Here is a 15,025-nt window from a genome sequence, read left to right on the forward strand (position 1 = left end):
TTCCGTCATCGCTGCCACCCGGCCCGGCCACCGGCCTGCGCCGCCCTCAGGACGGTTTGCGGCCAACCGTGAGACCATGCTCGTAGGGCAGGTCGCGGACCGTGTCGACCTCGGTGAAGCCCGCCTCGCACAGCCACCGTTCGTAGTCAGCGGCCGGGTAGGTCATGCCCTCCCCCGTCGCCAGTGCGGTGAGGTAGATGGCCAGCCGGGACGAGTAGAGGCCCTGCGTCTCGTCGTCCGTGGGGTTGAAGCCGTAAACGAGCAGGCGCCCACCGGGCGGCAGCGCGTCGAACGCCTTGCGGGCCAGGGAGAGGATCCGCTCCCCGGCGAACACCTCCAACACGTGACTGAACAGCGCCGTGTCCGCGCCGCCCGGAAACGCGTCGGTGAAGAGGTCGCCGGCCTGTACGTCGATGCGCGGGTGCGGGCCGATCCGCTCCGCAGCACGGGCCGCGACGCTGGGAACGTCAAACAGTGTGACCCGCAGGTGCGGAAAACGTTCGGTGATCGCGAGCGATGTGGTGCCGTCGCCGCCGCCCAGATCGAGCAGATGCCGGGCCTCGTCGAGGCGGGCGTGCTCCAGCAGCCCCGGTAGCGACTGCACGGTGAACGCGGACATGGCCCGGTGCAGCACCGCCTCGGTGGCCGGGCTGTGTTCCAGCCGCTGGTAGAGCGTCGGCTCCTGCCCGGGGTACCGGTCCAGTGCGGTATTGGTGCCGTCGCGCATCGCGGCGGTCAGCTCGGCGAACGCCGGATAGTAGATGCGCTGCCACCCGACGAGGATGTCGCGCCAGTCGGCCGCCCCGGACCCGGCGAACGCCCGCCGGGCGAAGTCCGTGTTGTGGTACCCGTCGGCGTCGCGCTCGACGAGTCCGCTGGCGCACAGGGCCAGCATGAGCACCCGGAGCCGAGCGTGGGCAACGCCGGTGCGAGCGCTGAGTCTCTCCAGGCTGGGTGGCCGCTCGTCCTCCAACGCCGCGAAAAGGTCGATCTCGATCGCCGTGACCAGGGCATTGAACAGCGCCGGACCATTGACGATAAGGGAGAAGCGGTCAAACAGCGGGTCCTGGTGCAGTGCGGTCACCGCCGCCACGTTGGCGTCGTTCATCAGGACGTCAGAAACATTTCTCGGCATGACAAGTATCCCCCATCCTTGTCGATCGTCCCCTGGTCCGAACTTCACTGGATCGTACGTCATGACGCTTATCAATGTTAATGGGTAAAACTCACCGCGTATCGAGCCGCAGGAATTCCTCGGCCAAGTTGTCCGCGCCGAGGTTGTGCTGCTGGGCGACCTCCCGACCCCAATTCCGCAGGAACTCCTCCACGTCCGACCCCGCACCGGCCAGCTGGGACTCGTGGCAGCGCACGGCGCGCACCTTCGTCGCGAACCAGGCCCGGATGTCGACCGGCCAGTCGCACTCCTCGGTGCCGTGCAGCCACACCTCCGGTACGACATACGGCTCCAGGCCCTGATCGAGCAGGTCACCGTAGGAGCGTGGGTTTCGTGCGTCCGGGTAGACCGCCGAGAGGGCGGCCTCGCCGACCGCGGTGTGGTCCGGATGGCTGGACCGCAGGCCACGCAGGTTGCGCCGCGGCGAATGGGTTATCAGCAGATCGGGGCGGAGAGCGCGGATGCTCGCGGTGATGTCCCGCCGGAGGTCGGGACTCGGTCGCACTCCTCCGTCCGGGTGGTCGAGGAAGTCGACTGATGACACGCCGAGCACCGCCGCCGCGGCCTGTTGCTCCCGGCGCCGCAACGACGTGTCGACCTCACCGACCGGCAGGCCGGCCTCACCACTCGTGGCGACCAGCAGCGACACCCGGTCACCCTGTGCGACCAGCGCGGCGATGGTTCCGCCGCAGGCGAAGTCGGCGTCGTCCGGGTGGGCCGAGACGACCAGCACCCGCCTCATGCGGCCACCCGACGGGCCAGTGACCCACGGTCGACTTTTCCGTTGGCGCTCAGTGGCAGCGCGTCGAGGACCCGGACCTCGCGGGGGTGCATCGACGCCGGCAGCCGGTCGCGCAGCGCCCCGACCACCCGCCGAACGACGTCCTCGGCTGACACCGGGACCGCTCCGGCAATGACACTTGCCGCCACGAAGAGGTGCAGCGCGTCGTCGTGGATCAGTGCCACGGCGGCGCTCACCCCCGGCACCTCGACGGCGACCGCCTCGATCTCGCCCAGCTCGATCCGTACGCCGTGCAGCTTGACCTGCGAGTCGCGCCGGTGCAGCCACACCAGGTCCGCGCCGCGGCGGCGGACGATGTCGCCGGTGGCGTACATCCTCGCGCCCGGCACCGGCGACCACGGATCGGGCAGGAAATGCCGGGCGGTCAGCTCGCGCCGGTTGTAGTAGCCCTCCGCGACCGCCGGGCCGCCGATGTACAACTCACCCTCGTCGGTCGGGTTCAGGTCGTCGTCCAGGACGTGAACGGTCGCGTGTCGCATCGGCCCGCCGATGCAGACCTCGTCGCCGTCGATCCGCCATGCCGTCGACCAGATCGTCGCTTCCGTCGGGCCGTACATGTTGTACGCGACGGCGGGTAGACCGGCGAGTTCCGCGGCGAGTGCCCGGGGTAGGTCCTCGCCGCCGCACAACAGCGTCTGACCGGCGGTGATCCGCACCCCCGCGTCGAGCAGCAGCCGCCAACCGGTCGGGGTCGCCTGCACCAGACTGGGCTGCGCCGAGGAGATCAGCTCGGCCAGTGACCGGGAGTTCATCAGCCAGGTCTGCGGGGCCACCACACAGGTGCCACCCCGGGTGAGTGGAAGGAATATCTCCAGCCCGGCGATGTCGAACGACAGCGGAGTGCTGAACAGCACCCGCTGGTGCGCGGCCGCCGGCAACAGCTCGGCCGTGGCGTCGATGAAGCTCGCCAGGTTGCGGTGGGTCACCGCGACGCCCTTGGGCTGCCCGGTGGATCCGGAGGTGTAGATGATGTAGGCGATGTCGCCGGGCCGGCCGACACCACCGGTATCGATGCGAGGGGCGGCCGCCAGTAGCGTGGCCCCGTCCACCACCGGGACGGTCACCTCCGCCAGGGCCCGTCCGGTGCCGGGTCCGGCCACCACACAGCGCAGCCGCACATCGACGGCCATGAAGGCCAGTCGGGTGGCGGGGTTCTTGCTGTCCATCGGCACGTAGGCGGCCCCCACCGACCAGATGCCGAGCAGTACGGCCAACAGGTCGCTACCGCGGCCCAGACACACGCCGACGTGGTCGCCCTCCCGCACGCCCTGGTCGTGGAGCGCGGATGCGACACGGGCCACCCGCTCGCCCAACTCACCGTAGGTGAGCTGATGGTCCGACTCGCGTATGGCTACCCGGTCCGGCCCCTGGCGTACCTGGAACCAAAAGCGTTGCTCCAGTGTGTCCACCGGATGACCGTCCATTTCGGTTGACGTGCGGTCCGTGATGACCCGGCCGCCGATGTGGCGGCCGGCGCGCGGCGGTCGCCCGGGCGGCCACCGGGACGAACGCCCCCGCCCGTCCGCCACGGCAAGCCACCTCATGCCCGACCCGGTGCCCCCGCGCCGGCCCGGAGGCGTCGTAGTTCCTGCTCGGCCTGCTCCGCCACGGCCCGTCGGGGCCCGTCCGCCCCCAGCGACAGCACGTGTTCGAGGCTCCGGCGCTTGGCCTCAGCAACGGCGTCTTCCTCGGGGACGGTGATATCGGGTTCCACCCCGACGCCCTCCCAGTTGGCACCGGAGACCGGATGCAGCGGGTAGCCCGAGGGGACGGCGGAGAACAGATGATCGGCAACCCGCATCGGGAAGTGAAAATTGGCCCCACCAGCGGTACGCTGGCCGATCAGTGTCGCTCGGCGATATTGCTGCAGGTCGTAGCTGATGGCCTCGGCTGCGGAGAACGTACTACTACCGATCAGGACGAAGATCGGCTTCTGGCCGCCGAAGCGTGGGCCAGGAACGTACGCCGATGACCAGAACTGCACCGTACGGCCCTCGGCCGGGAACGTCAGGGTATTGAGCTGTGTGGGTTCGTCGAAAAGATAACCACAGACCAGTGCCACCATCTCCGGCTCGCCACCTGTGCAAAGGCGAAGGTCGACGATGAGCGCGTCCGCGTCGGCCACCAGGTTCATCACCGCGACCGCCGCCGGCCCAGACAGGTCGGGATGCCAGAACCGGCGAACGTCCAGATACCACACATTGCCCGGCAACCGCTGTACCTCGTGGAAGCCGTGTCCGTCAAGCCCCGCGGCGCGCGGGTCTCGCGGACCGTCATGAATCACCGGGTCTTCGGCGGGGGCAAGCTTCTTTGTCGTGTAAGCGAGATAAAGGTGCTTGTCGCCATTGACCCGCTGCATATCCCCGGTCACCGCAGCAGCGAAGTCCTCGTCGCGCGGCAGATCGGCGTAGCTTCCGTCGACCAGTCTCCTGCGTAGCAACGCACTGACCTGCTCGGCCACGTCCGAATTGAAATAGTGGTCCTTTAGCTGTCCACATAGCACTTCAATTTCCGTGGACCAGTCGCGAGTCGCTCCCATCGACGGCAGTCTACCATCGCAGCAGCGGTCGGTATACACGTCCAAGTCGCCAGTCGACCCGCAGATCACCCCGTGGATCGAAAACGGCATGACCACGACGGACATCCGATTCGCGCCAGTTGGCGCCACCTCCCTCGTGATGACCTGGCCGCCAGCTGGCTGGTCACCGCCGACAGGCGAATCCGCGCCGGGCCGCCTCTGGCGGGGCAGCGGACGGGCAGCCGAATTGCTTACCATCGAGGCGTGATTTCCATGATGGAGACCCGCGCCGTCGCGTACGCCCAGTGGAGCTGCTCCTCGTGAGTCCGGCGGGGCCGGCGCGGACGCCGATTGCGGATACCGCCTTCCGTACGCCCCGGTCGTTCGCCAGTCTCTGGGCTGGCGTGTCGGCGGCCAGCCGGTGAGGCCCGTGTGAGATCATGACCAGCCTGCCGCCGCGTAGGGGGTTGCTGTGTCGTACGGCTACATCGGATCGATGAAGACCAAGCCCGGCCACCGGAATGAGGTCGTGGACATTCTGCTCAGCGGCGCGGATGGCCTCCGCGAGGCCGGATGTGACCTGTACGTCGTGAGTGTCTCGGACACCGACGACGTCACGATCTGGGTGAGCGAGGTGTGGCAGAGCAAGGAGAAGCACGACGCCTCTCTACAGCTGCCCGAAACCAAAGCCGCGATCGGCAAGGCCATGCCGATGCTCACTGGCGAGTTCACCAGCCAAGAGGTGACCGTGATGGGAGGGCTGGGCGTATAGGCCGGCTCGTCGCCATATCGCGCCAGCGTGCCGCTCTTCACGACCGCCTGGTCTCCGGGCTGAGGACGTCCTCGACCCGGCACAGCGATGAGCCGCTCGGCTTCACTTCGGTGTCACACCAGCAGAGTCTCCCGCATCCGCGCGCCCAGGTTGATGCCGCCGACCACGTGAGGGCCGGTTGGATCGTGGACATCGAGGGTGTTGTTGCGGCGCATCGCCTCGCGGACCGGAGGCGGCAGCCGGGGCGGATCGTCGATGGCCGCGAGAACCTGCCCGGCGGTCGAGATCAGTCGATCGGCCAGGGCTGCGCCATCGGTGTCCACCCGTACCTGGCCGTACTCCCAGCCGATGACGGTGAGATCGAGCACCTCGAACACGCGGGCCAGGAGCAGGGCCGGGTCGGTCACCCGGCCGAGCCGGGGCGCGCGGCTGCCGACCACTGCGACGGCGGCGCTCACCTGCACGTACGGATGAAGTCCGCCCGGCAGCGCGAACAGTGGCCACCGCAGCGCCGGCCCAGCCTCCCTCCACAGCGGCCGGTAGCTCCGGCGGTCCACCAAGAGTCGGCGGCCCGTGCGTCGGTGCACGTCGTGAGCTTGGGCCTGCAGGTCCGCGTGAGCCTCGTCGGCGAACGCGGTCACCACCCGGGCCGCCACCACCAGGCCGTCATCGTCGTCCAGCATCCGGGTGATCGTTTCGACCTGCTCCGAAAACCGGCCCGGCGAGCCGACGCCGTAACGGTGCCAGACATCCCGCAGCAGTGCCTGCTGCCGCCCTGGATCCAGCTGGACCCGCTTGCTACCCAGCAACTGCCGGAGCCAACGCATCTTGCCTCGTTTCAGCCGCTGGACCGCAGCAATGCTAGTGCGTCGGAGGTCCCTCGCACCGCGTGGGGTGCTGAGGAGTCCCTGACCTAGCTGAGAGCGCGTGCAGATGGCGAGGCGACCAGCATTGACGGCACCCGCACCGATACCGGGCGGAGGGGTGCCGCACTGTGCGTTGTTCGCGTCGAAGGTGTCCAGCACCGCGACCCACCCCTCGCCACCGGCATGACGCGCGGGTCGGCCGAGTGGCTCACAGGACGCCGTTCAACCGCCCGCGCCAGCCGTGCAGGACCACCGCCGGGTCGGTGTCCAGCACCGACCGGAGCAGAGTGGCGTAGACGTCCCGGAAGTCGATGGTGAACTTCAGGTCACCGCGGTCGAGGTCGGTCAGGCTGGGCGGTTCTCCGGACAGGCCACCGCGCACCCCTGCGCCGAGGAGAAGCATGTTCGAGGCGGTGCCGTGGTCGGTGCCGTCGGAGCCATTGGCCCGGACCCTGCGGCCGAACTCCGAGTAGACAGCGGTGACCACCTTCCGGCCCGCGTCGGTCTGCGCCATCCGATCGGTGAAGCGGGTCAGCGCCCGGTCGAGCTGCCCGAGCAGCACCTCCTGCAGCTGCCTCTCGTCGGCGTGGGTGTCGAAGCCGCCGAGTGACACCGAGAACACGCGAGTGGTGACACCGGCCTCGATGCACTGGGCGACCAGGTCCAGCTGCGCGTCCAGTGGGGTTCGGGCGCCTCCGGTGGCGGTCGCCGGAGCCGTCTCCGCGTCCTCGTCGGTCTCCTCGTCCACCGTCGCGTCACGCACCTCGCGGATCATCTGGTCGACGGCGCGCAGGTCGGCGAAGCAGGCCGCCGCGCGCGCCCGGGCCGCCGACTCCCCCGTCTGGGTCACCGCCAGCGCAGCCAGCGCCGACTCCGGCAGACCACGAGGGGCCGCACGCCCGCCGACCAGTACCGAGGCGCCCGCCGACCGTTCGCCGGCCAACAGCGGAGGCAGCGTCGGCTCGAAGGAGACGGCGAGCCGCGGGTCCCCACTGGTGTGGTCCAGCCAGCGGCCCACCCACCCGGTGGAACCGGGCCGCTCAGGCTCGGCGGTCTGCCAGATGTCCATCGACCGGAAGTGGCTGCGGTCGGGCTTCGGGTAGCCGACGCCACGCACCACCGCGAGCCGACCTTCGCCGTAGAGCGTGTGCAACCCGGCCAGCGCCGGATTCAACCCCACCTCGCCGTCGAGGCGCCTGACCTCCTCCGCCGCGTACGCCAGCTCGGGGCGGGCGTCGTGGTAGGCCGGGTCCGCGTACGGGACGACGGTGTTCAGGCCGTCGTTGCCGCCGTACAGGGTGACCAGCACCAGCGTCCGGGAGTCCGGATCCCGATCACCGGCGGTGGCGAACAGGTCCTCCAGCCGGTGGGCGGTGGCACCGGCCGCCAGGGCGACCGCGCCGGCCACGCCGCTGGCCACCAGGAACCGCCGCCGGGTCAGGATGTCCACGCCGTCCTCCTTCAGCTGACCGTGTACTCGGGGCTGACCAGGCCAGCGACGATCAGTCGTCGTGGTTCACCGGCCATCGGGGCCAGCGCCCGCCGGGTGCGCTCGCTCCACCTGTCGACCACGAGCAGCCGGGCCAGCGCCTCCGGCCGCTCGTCGCGCGGTGCCGCCGCGAGCCGGGACAGCACCGCCGGTGCCGCGACACGGGCGAGATGACCGGCGGCACGGAGTCGGGCCTGCGCCGACGATGTGGTCAGCCAGGCGGTCCCGGCCGGCCAGCCACCCACGCTGGGCGGGCGCAGCGGCACCTGCTCCAGCGCGTTCAGGCCCCCTACCAACTGCCGGCGACGCTGCTCGGGCAGGTCAGCCGGGCGGATGCCGAGCTGCCGCATCGCGCCCACCACCCACTCGACGGGCTGCTTGACGAGGGTTTCCCGGGTTTGTGTGAAGTCCGGCGCGGTGAAGATGCGGCGCAGCGTCGCAAGCGTGTCGACACCGGCGAGACCGTCCGGGGCCGGCAGGTGCGAACCGGCGAACCGGAACCAGAGCCGGCCGGCCACGAACCGCGCCGTCTCCCGCTGGTCGGTCAGCAACCGGGCGTAGGACCGGGCGTCGAAGGCGGCGGTGACGCCGAGTATCGTCTTCGGCCCGGTGTCGTGCCGGCGCGGCTCGAACCGCACCGCTCCGGTTCGGCGGTCGACCGCCCAGCCGGTCAGTGCCCGGGCGCCCTCCCGCACATCCGTCTCGGTGTAACCGCCGCCGACGCCGAGAGTGAACAGCTCCATCAGCTCCCGGGCGAGGTTCTCGTTCGGAGCCTTACGGGTGTTGCGCTGCCCGTCGAGCCACAGGATCAGGGCCGGATCGCGCACCATCGCGTCCACCAGCGGCGGCAGCGGTCCGCGCCCGAGCCGGCGCAGGGTGTCCAACTGCCGCAGCATCAACCCGGCGGAGCGAACCTTCTGCACACTTGTCGCCCAATGCCCGTGCCAGAAGAACAGCAGCTTCTCGGTCGACTGGTGCTCGGCGGCGACCATCCGTCCCAGCCACCAGTCGAGCAGCCGGGTCACCTGCTCCCGGCGTTGCTGGTTGGCCCGCTGCCGCTGCTCCCGGGGCGCCCCGCGATCGAGTTGGGCCGCCGGGTCCGGCCCGAGGACCGGCACCGGGGTGGCCGCCGCGCCGCTATCCGGGCCCTCCGGCGCGAGCAGCCGATCGAGGGTACGGGCGAACCCGTCACGTTCGGCCGCGTCCACCTCCTCGGCCGTCGGCCCGAACGTCGCCCGACGCAACAGGTGCGCCACCGCCTCCCGATCAGTCACCCGGCAGACGCTACGACACCAATGTACGACGACGGTAAGAACTCGGTCAGCGATGGACAAACCTGCGGTCGGCACGAGCAGTTCCGCGGCCTGCGCCGCCCGTAAGGAGCTCGTAAGGCCGCCCGAGCCGGTGGCCGGGCTAGCATCCGGTCATGCCCGGCATCCGTACCGCCCCCGTCGTCGCCGCCCTTACCGCGGCCGTCCTCGCCCTGACCGCCTGCGGTGGCACAGAGCCACCCGCCGACTCGGAGAGCACGACTGCCGGGCCGAACACGACGGCTCCGCCGACACCGTCGGGTGCCGCCGCGCCGACGGCGAGCAGCGGGGCGGAAACGACGGTCCCGCAGACGCTCTCGTTCAGTGCCCGGACGATCGACGGCGAGAACTTCGCGGGTAGCAGCCTCGTCGGCAAGCCGGCGGTGTTGTGGTTCTGGGCGGCCTGGTGTAGCCGGTGCCGCGCGGTGGCCGACGAGGTCGCCGCCGTGCAGCAGGACAACGCGGGCCGGGTCAACGTGATCGGCGTGGCCGGGCTCGGCAGCGGCGACGAGGCGATGAGACGGTTCGCGAAGCAGACCGGAATCGAGCGCTTTCCCAACCTGGCCGACGACGACGGCCAGGTATGGCGCCGCTTCGAGGTGACCAGCCAGGAGCAGTACGTGCTGCTCGACTCCGCCGGCGCTGTCGTGCACTCGGGACCACTGTCGCAGCAGGACCTGCGCAAGCGGGTCGCCGGTCTGAGCTGACCATGACAGACACTCCGTACGGCCTCGCCGTCGGTGCCGGGCTGTTGGCTGCGGTCAACCCCTGTGGCTTCGCACTGCTACCGGCGTACCTGTCGATGCTGGTGCTGGGTGACGAGCCATCAGCCGAACGGGACGCGCTTGCGTCCGTCGGTCGGGCGGTCGCGTTGACCGGTGCCATGACGCTCGGGTTCGTCGCGGTGTTCGGCGTGTTCGGGCTGCTCGCCGCCCCGGCGGCGGACGCGGTCGCCCGTCACCTGCCCTGGGTGTCGATCCTCATCGGGCTCGCCCTGGTGGCTGCCGGTGGCTGGCTACTGGCGGGGCGCCAGTTGCCCACCTTCACGCCGAAACTGGCCACCGGGCCGGAGGTCCGTCGGCGCTTCGGCTCGATGGTGCTGTTCGGTGCGGCGTACGCGATCGCTTCGCTCGGATGCACCATCGGCCCGTTCCTCGCCGTCGTGGTCGCCACTTTCCGCGCCGGATCCGCCCTGTCCGGCGTCGCTCTGTTCGTGGCGTACGCCTTCGGTATGGGGCTGGCGGTGGGCGCGGCCGCGCTGGCCGTCGCGCTGGCCCGTGAGTCGCTGGTGCGCCGCGCCCGCCGGGCCTACTCGCTGCTCGGGCGGGTCGCCGGACTGTTGCTGGTGGTCACTGGCGGGTACGTGGCCTGGTACGGCTGGTACGAGGTGCGGACTTTCTCCGGTCGCGGTGATGTGGACGACCCGATCATCGACGCGGCCGGCACCATCCAGACAGCGGTAAGCACGTGGCTGGCAGAGCTGGGTCCGTGGACGGTCGCGGTGGCGGTGCTGGCGCTGCTCGCCCTAGCCGCAGGGATCACCCTGCGGCGCCGGCATCGGCTACCTGCCCGCCGGGCCGTCGCTCGCCCGGCGGGGCCTGACCGTTCGTCGGACGACCGGGCGTGAGTATGAATCTGCTGCACCCCGCAGGTGCCAAGCACAACCCGTCATCGGCGAGCCTCGCTGGCCGAGCCGTGAAGGAGCGCCTGCACAGTGTCGTGCACCCGTGCGGCGCACCGGGCGACGTACTCGTCGTCGGCGGCGGCCGCCGGGCCGTGCCGTTCGAAGTGGATGGGCGGACCGATCGTGACGGTGATCCGGGCCGGCAGTGGTAGGTAGGGCACCGCGGGAAGGAAGGTCAGGCCCCATGGCAGGCTGAGCAGCAGCGGCCACCGTGCGAGACGCAGCCACCGTCGGGTGCGCAGCAGCCGGGCCACGGCGGCGCCGTCGTACAGGACCATGGCGGTGTTGTGCGCGCCGGCTGCGGCGACCGGGACAACCGGCACCCCGCAGGCGACCGCGAGGCGCGCGTGGCCGACGCGACCCTCGAAGATCACCTGGTGTCGGTCGGTCCAGCGGCGGGCGCCGTCGGCGTCGCCGCCCGGGTAGACGAGGACCTTGTCGCCCTTCGTGAGCAGCGCCACGGCGGTGGCGAAATCGGCGGGAACGGCGCCGAGTGGTCGTAGCCAACGCCCGAGCAGGGCCAGCCCGAGGTCGTGGGTGAGCACCCACGGTGTGTCGGCCAGTCCCCGCGCGTGGTGGACGGCTGAGGCGAACAGGTAGGTGTCGCCGGTGTAGAAACCGCCGTTGTGGTTGGCGACGTACAGCGCCGGACCGGTCGGGATGTGTTCGATGCCGATGACCCGCGCCCGGTGGTAGGGCACCAGGATGCGCCGGACCCGGCCGGCCGCGCGGGCGATCGCCTGCGGGTCGCGCTGCGGCTTCATGTGGTACGGGCGGCGGTGCGCAGCGCGGCCAGCAGTGGCCGGGTCAGCCGGCGGGTGGCCGGGGTCAGCAGCCGCGCCTGCAGGTGCTCACCCACGGCGTCGACGGCGGCAAGCGCATACGTCGGGTAAGGGTGCACGGTGCGGTACAGGTCGGTGAGCCGGCCGCGGCGGGCGACCATCGCGGCCAGTTCACCGATGACCTCACCCGCGGCGGGCGCCACCACGGTGGCGCCGACCAGCCGCCCCCGCGGGTCGGCGACCAGCTGCGCCCACCCGTCGGTGCGTCCGGCGGCCACCGCCCGGTCCACCTCGGTCAGGTCGAGGCGGGTGATGATGGCCCGGTTGCCCCACCGGTGGCGGGCCTGCGCGGCGCGCAGGCCGACCCGGGCGACCTCGGGGTCGGTGAAGGTCACGTACGGCATCGGCAGGTAGCGAACGTGGCTTGGCAGCCAGAACAGCGCGTTGAGCGTGGCCGTGCCCGCCTGGTGGGCGGCGACGTGGGTGAAGGGCAGCACGCCGGTGACGTCGCCGGCGGCGTACACGCCCGGGGCGGTGGTCCGCATCCGGCTGTCCACCCGGACCGCACCGTGGTCGGTGACGGCCACGCCGGCAGTCACCAGGCCCAGCTCGGCGGTGCGCGGCCGTCGCCCGCCCGCGACGAGGATCCGGTCGAAACCGACCGCCCCCGGCTGGTCCCCGGTCAATCGGACCCGCCACGGATCGGCGGCGGCCACCTCGGTCACCTGTGTGCCGGTGCGCACGTCGACGCCCTCGTCGCGTAACCGGTCGGCGATCAGCTGCCCGACCTCTGGATCTTCCCGGGGCAGTAGCCGCGGCGCCCGCTCCACCAGCGTCACCGCGCTGCCGAGACGGGCGAACGCCTGACCGAGTTCGCAGCCGACCGGCCCGCCGCCGAGCACCAGCAGCCGCGGCGGCAGAGCCTGCAGGTCCCAGATGGTGTCGCTGGTCAACGGGCCGGCCGCCGCCAGCCCCGGCACCGGCGGCAGCTGCGGCTGCGATCCGGTCGCCACCAGCACACACCGCGCCGTCAACTCCCGGCCGTCGGAGGCCAGCCGCACCCGCCGAGGACCGACGAAGACGGCCTCGTCCGTGATGACCTCCGCTCCGGCCGCGCGGACCCGTTCCGGTGCGTCATGCGGTGCGATCGCCTCCTGGGCCGCTCGCACGTGCGCCATCACGCCGGTCAGGTTGATCTCCGGTTCCACCGGGGTCAGGCCGACCCGGTCGGCGCGGCGCATCCGGTGCGCCAGGTCGGCCGCCTCGATCAACGCCTTGCTCGGCACACACCCGGTCCACAGGCAATCACCGCCGGTACGGTCCCGTTCGATAAGCGCCACCCGGGCCCCGAGCCCGCCGGCGATCACGGCGGAGACCAGGCCGGCGGTACCGCCGCCGAGCACCAGCAGATCCAGGTCGGTCATGAGCACCTCACCGCCGGCCAGGTGGGCTCGGCCCATTGTCGATCACGCTGCGACGCTACCCGGCGGCACCCTGGCCGGCATCCCCGTACGGGAACTCGTCACTGACCGGTAAGCCCTGCGAGGCCAAGGGTGGGCGGCTCGCGTGCCGGAGACCACGTGCACGTGCCCACCGCGCATCACCTCGTGCGTCACGGGTTGACGCAGGATCTCATCGAAGCAGCCGGTCAGCAGCACACGATCACTCGCCCATTGCGCCAAGGCTTGGGCTCAACCGATGGCCCGGCGCGGCGACATTGCGTTCTCAGCCATCCGCCGATCGGATGGCCGACGGCGATGATCGGCTATTTCCATGGGCGGTGGACCCCCTGCGACGTCTAGGAAGAAGGCATGACCAACGAGCGGACCGTTCCCCTGCTGCCGTGCGCATCCATCGACGACATCGAGGCCTTCTACGGAGTTCTCGGTTTCCGCACCACCTACAAGCAGCGCAAGCCCAACGCGTGTGTGGGGGTGCAGCGGGAAGACCTGCATCTGCAGTTCTTCGAGATCGCCGGGTTCGACCCGGAGCAGTCCTACGGCTCCTGCCTCGTCCTCACCACGGACATCGAGGGACTGCACTCGGCGTTCGCCGCCGGCATGCGCGCCGCCTACGGCAAGGTCCTGGTGTCCGGTACGCCGCGGATGACCCGGCCTCGGGCGCGGAAGAACACCGACGGGTTGGGTGGGTTCAGCGTCATCGACCCGGGCGGCAACTGGATCCGCGTCTTCCGGGACACCACCACCGCACCCATACCGGCCAGCACGCCTACCGGGCGGCTGGCCAAGGCCCTGGCGAATGCCGTGGTCCAGGCCGATTCCAGAGGAAACGCCGGACAGGCCGTACGGATCCTCGACAGCGCATTGGCCCGCCAGCACGCCAACGACGACCCCGTCGAGCAGGTAGAGGTCCTGGTCTACCGCGCCGAACTCGCGATGGTGCTGCACGATCCAACAACTGCGGCCGAGATGCTGACCCGCGCCAAGTCCGTCACGCTCACGGAAGACGAAGCTGAGAGGGCGGCATCCGCGTTCGACAACGCCACCGACCTCGCAGCGGCACTGCGGTGACTCGCCAGACGAAACGCCTCCGCCATCTCGGCTACGTCCGAACGCTGATGGCCTCGGGAGTAGGTCACCGACGCGAGCCACCGGCAGGTCCCGTCGGGATTGTCGGTCAGGGTGCCCGGCGGCGGCATGCCGAGGCGGTCGATGACCTGGGCGGCCGGTGCGCGTATCACCACGTCGGCCGGGAATGTCGGGGCCATCTGCATGGTCTGATCGGCCAGGAACGCGGCGACATCCCGGCCGGGTACCTCTCTTGCGGCCGCTCGGGCACCGGTCGCGACGAGCCTGGTGATCTGGTCCATCCGGAAGGTCCGCCAGTCGTCGCGGCCGAGGTCGAAGGCGAGCAGATACCAGCGCCGGCCCGCCGTCACCAGGGCTTGCGGCTCGACGTGCCGGCCCTCGTCGCGGTAGGAGAACCGAAGCCGCTCGTGGTTGGCGACCGCCGCGCGGCCGTGGATCGTCACGCCGGACACCGGACAGTTGCTGGACTTCATCACCGCGGTGTTCGACGGCACCGAGTTGGGACGGGTACCGCTGGAGGACGGAACCATCGGCCACGCCGAGATCCGCGTCGGCGACACCGTTCTGCTCGCGTTCGACAAGCGACCGGACTGGCCGGCGATGCCCTCGCTACTACGGGTGTTCGTCGCCGACGCCGACGCGACGATCGAACGCGCGGTCGCCGCCGGAGCCCACGTGCTCACTAGAGCCGCCACCCACGCCTTCGGCCAGCGGACCGGTCGGGTACGCGACCGGTTCGGCAACATCTGGTGGATCAGCGCGGTGATCGAAGACGTCACGCCCGAGGTGGGGATGCGACGGCTCACCGAGCCGCAGTACGCCGAGGCGATGCGCGACGCTCAGGAGACGTACGACCGCGAACTGAGAGGGCGCACCGGCGCCACCACCACGTGCCATCGCGTGTCATGCATCCTCAGCGGCTACATCCTAAAAACCTTCCGTTGGTCGCCAGGTTCTTCCCGATTGCTCTGTTCTGACGCACCGGTCCTGGTCCGCTGCCCGGCGGCTTCGCCGCCCCTGTCCCGCCCCCCACGAACGCACTAGCCTCCATACGCAACCCCCGGGTCGCCATGGCTCTC

Annotated in this window: 14 protein-coding genes and 1 pseudogene; 5 read left to right on the plus strand and 10 right to left on the minus strand. The window is 70.6% G+C overall.

Translation table 11 applies throughout. The annotated features are described in order from the left end of the window. Positions 1-46: 46 nt before the first annotated feature. From O7601_RS24720 to O7601_RS24735, 4 genes are all read right to left on the minus strand, one after another. Entirely contained in the window at positions 47-1,135 is a 1,089-nt protein-coding gene (locus O7601_RS24720) for a methyltransferase (protein WP_281563484.1), read from the minus strand. Between the two features lie 91 nt (positions 1,136-1,226). Then, positions 1,227-1,916, minus strand: coding sequence for a PIG-L deacetylase family protein (locus O7601_RS24725; RefSeq protein WP_281563485.1), 690 nt, complete (start codon positions 1,914-1,916; stop codon positions 1,227-1,229). After that, the gene (locus O7601_RS24730; RefSeq protein WP_281563486.1) at positions 1,913-3,385 is read right to left on the minus strand and encodes an amino acid adenylation domain-containing protein; all 1,473 of its coding nucleotides are present in this window, start codon (positions 3,383-3,385) and stop codon (positions 1,913-1,915) included. Before O7601_RS24730 ends, O7601_RS24725 begins: the two co-directional genes overlap by 4 nt. A 131-nt stretch (positions 3,386-3,516) precedes the next feature. Beyond that, positions 3,517-4,752 (minus strand): S41 family peptidase, encoded by a 1,236-nt coding sequence (locus tag O7601_RS24735; protein WP_348650217.1) that lies wholly within the window; start codon positions 4,750-4,752, stop codon positions 3,517-3,519. Between the two features lie 238 nt (positions 4,753-4,990). Here O7601_RS24735 and O7601_RS24740 point away from each other — a divergent pair, with 238 nt between their 5' ends. Next, positions 4,991-5,266 (plus strand): antibiotic biosynthesis monooxygenase, encoded by a 276-nt coding sequence (locus O7601_RS24740; RefSeq protein ID WP_281563487.1) that lies wholly within the window; start codon positions 4,991-4,993, stop codon positions 5,264-5,266. Between the two features lie 113 nt (positions 5,267-5,379). On the opposite strand, the gene O7601_RS24745 is transcribed toward O7601_RS24740, so the two are convergent. The 3 genes from O7601_RS24745 to O7601_RS24755 all read right to left on the minus strand — a co-directional run bounded on the left by O7601_RS24745 (position 5,380) and on the right by O7601_RS24755 (position 8,895). Beyond that, the gene (locus O7601_RS24745; protein WP_281563488.1) at positions 5,380-6,093 is read right to left on the minus strand and encodes a hypothetical protein; all 714 of its coding nucleotides are present in this window, start codon (positions 6,091-6,093) and stop codon (positions 5,380-5,382) included. A gap of 247 nt (positions 6,094-6,340) precedes the next feature. Next, positions 6,341-7,582 carry a DUF1501 domain-containing protein gene (locus tag O7601_RS24750; protein ID WP_281563489.1) on the minus strand — a complete coding sequence of 414 codons (1,242 nt, stop codon included), beginning with the start codon at positions 7,580-7,582 and terminating at the stop codon, positions 6,341-6,343. Between the two features lie 11 nt (positions 7,583-7,593). Further along, the gene (locus O7601_RS24755) at positions 7,594-8,895 is read right to left on the minus strand and encodes a DUF1800 domain-containing protein (protein WP_281563490.1); all 1,302 of its coding nucleotides are present in this window, start codon (positions 8,893-8,895) and stop codon (positions 7,594-7,596) included. A 152-nt stretch (positions 8,896-9,047) separates the two neighbouring features. On the opposite strand from O7601_RS24755, the gene O7601_RS24760 reads away from it, so the two are divergent. Then, positions 9,048-9,638: a redoxin domain-containing protein gene (locus O7601_RS24760; protein WP_281563491.1), complete on the plus strand. Its 591-nt coding sequence runs from the start codon at positions 9,048-9,050 to the stop codon at positions 9,636-9,638. A gap of 2 nt (positions 9,639-9,640) precedes the next feature. After that, positions 9,641-10,558: a cytochrome c biogenesis CcdA family protein gene (locus O7601_RS24765; RefSeq protein ID WP_281563492.1), complete on the plus strand. Its 918-nt coding sequence runs from the start codon at positions 9,641-9,643 to the stop codon at positions 10,556-10,558. 41 nt (positions 10,559-10,599) lie between these two features. Here the strand turns inward: O7601_RS24765 and O7601_RS24770 are convergent, their stop codons facing one another. Further along, the gene (locus O7601_RS24770) at positions 10,600-11,379 is read right to left on the minus strand and encodes a 1-acyl-sn-glycerol-3-phosphate acyltransferase (RefSeq protein ID WP_281563493.1); all 780 of its coding nucleotides are present in this window, start codon (positions 11,377-11,379) and stop codon (positions 10,600-10,602) included. Next, a complete protein-coding gene (locus O7601_RS24775) occupies positions 11,376-12,857 on the minus strand; it encodes an FAD-dependent oxidoreductase (RefSeq protein ID WP_281563494.1) in 1,482 nt (493 codons plus the stop codon). The genes O7601_RS24770 and O7601_RS24775 overlap by 4 nt, the downstream gene beginning before the upstream one ends. Before the next feature lie 351 nt (positions 12,858-13,208). Between O7601_RS24775 and O7601_RS24780 the strand changes: the two genes are divergently transcribed. Beyond that, complete coding sequence (locus tag O7601_RS24780) at positions 13,209-13,928, plus strand: VOC family protein (protein ID WP_281563495.1); 720 nt, start codon at positions 13,209-13,211, stop codon at positions 13,926-13,928. A gap of 128 nt (positions 13,929-14,056) precedes the next feature. Here O7601_RS24780 and O7601_RS24785 read toward each other — a convergent pair. Continuing rightward, a pseudogene (locus O7601_RS24785) lies at positions 14,057-14,476 on the minus strand (WYL domain-containing protein); the annotation flags it as partial. Here O7601_RS24785 and O7601_RS24790 point away from each other — a divergent pair. Continuing rightward, on the plus strand, positions 14,358-14,990 hold the full coding sequence (locus tag O7601_RS24790) for a VOC family protein (RefSeq protein ID WP_281563496.1): 633 nt from the start codon (positions 14,358-14,360) through the stop codon (positions 14,988-14,990). The pseudogene O7601_RS24785 and the gene O7601_RS24790 overlap by 119 nt on opposite strands. Positions 14,991-15,025: the final 35 nt, after the last annotated feature.

It is taken from the genome of Verrucosispora sp. WMMD573, from assembly GCF_027497175.1.
In the GTDB taxonomy this organism is placed as follows: domain Bacteria; phylum Actinomycetota; class Actinomycetes; order Mycobacteriales; family Micromonosporaceae; genus Micromonospora.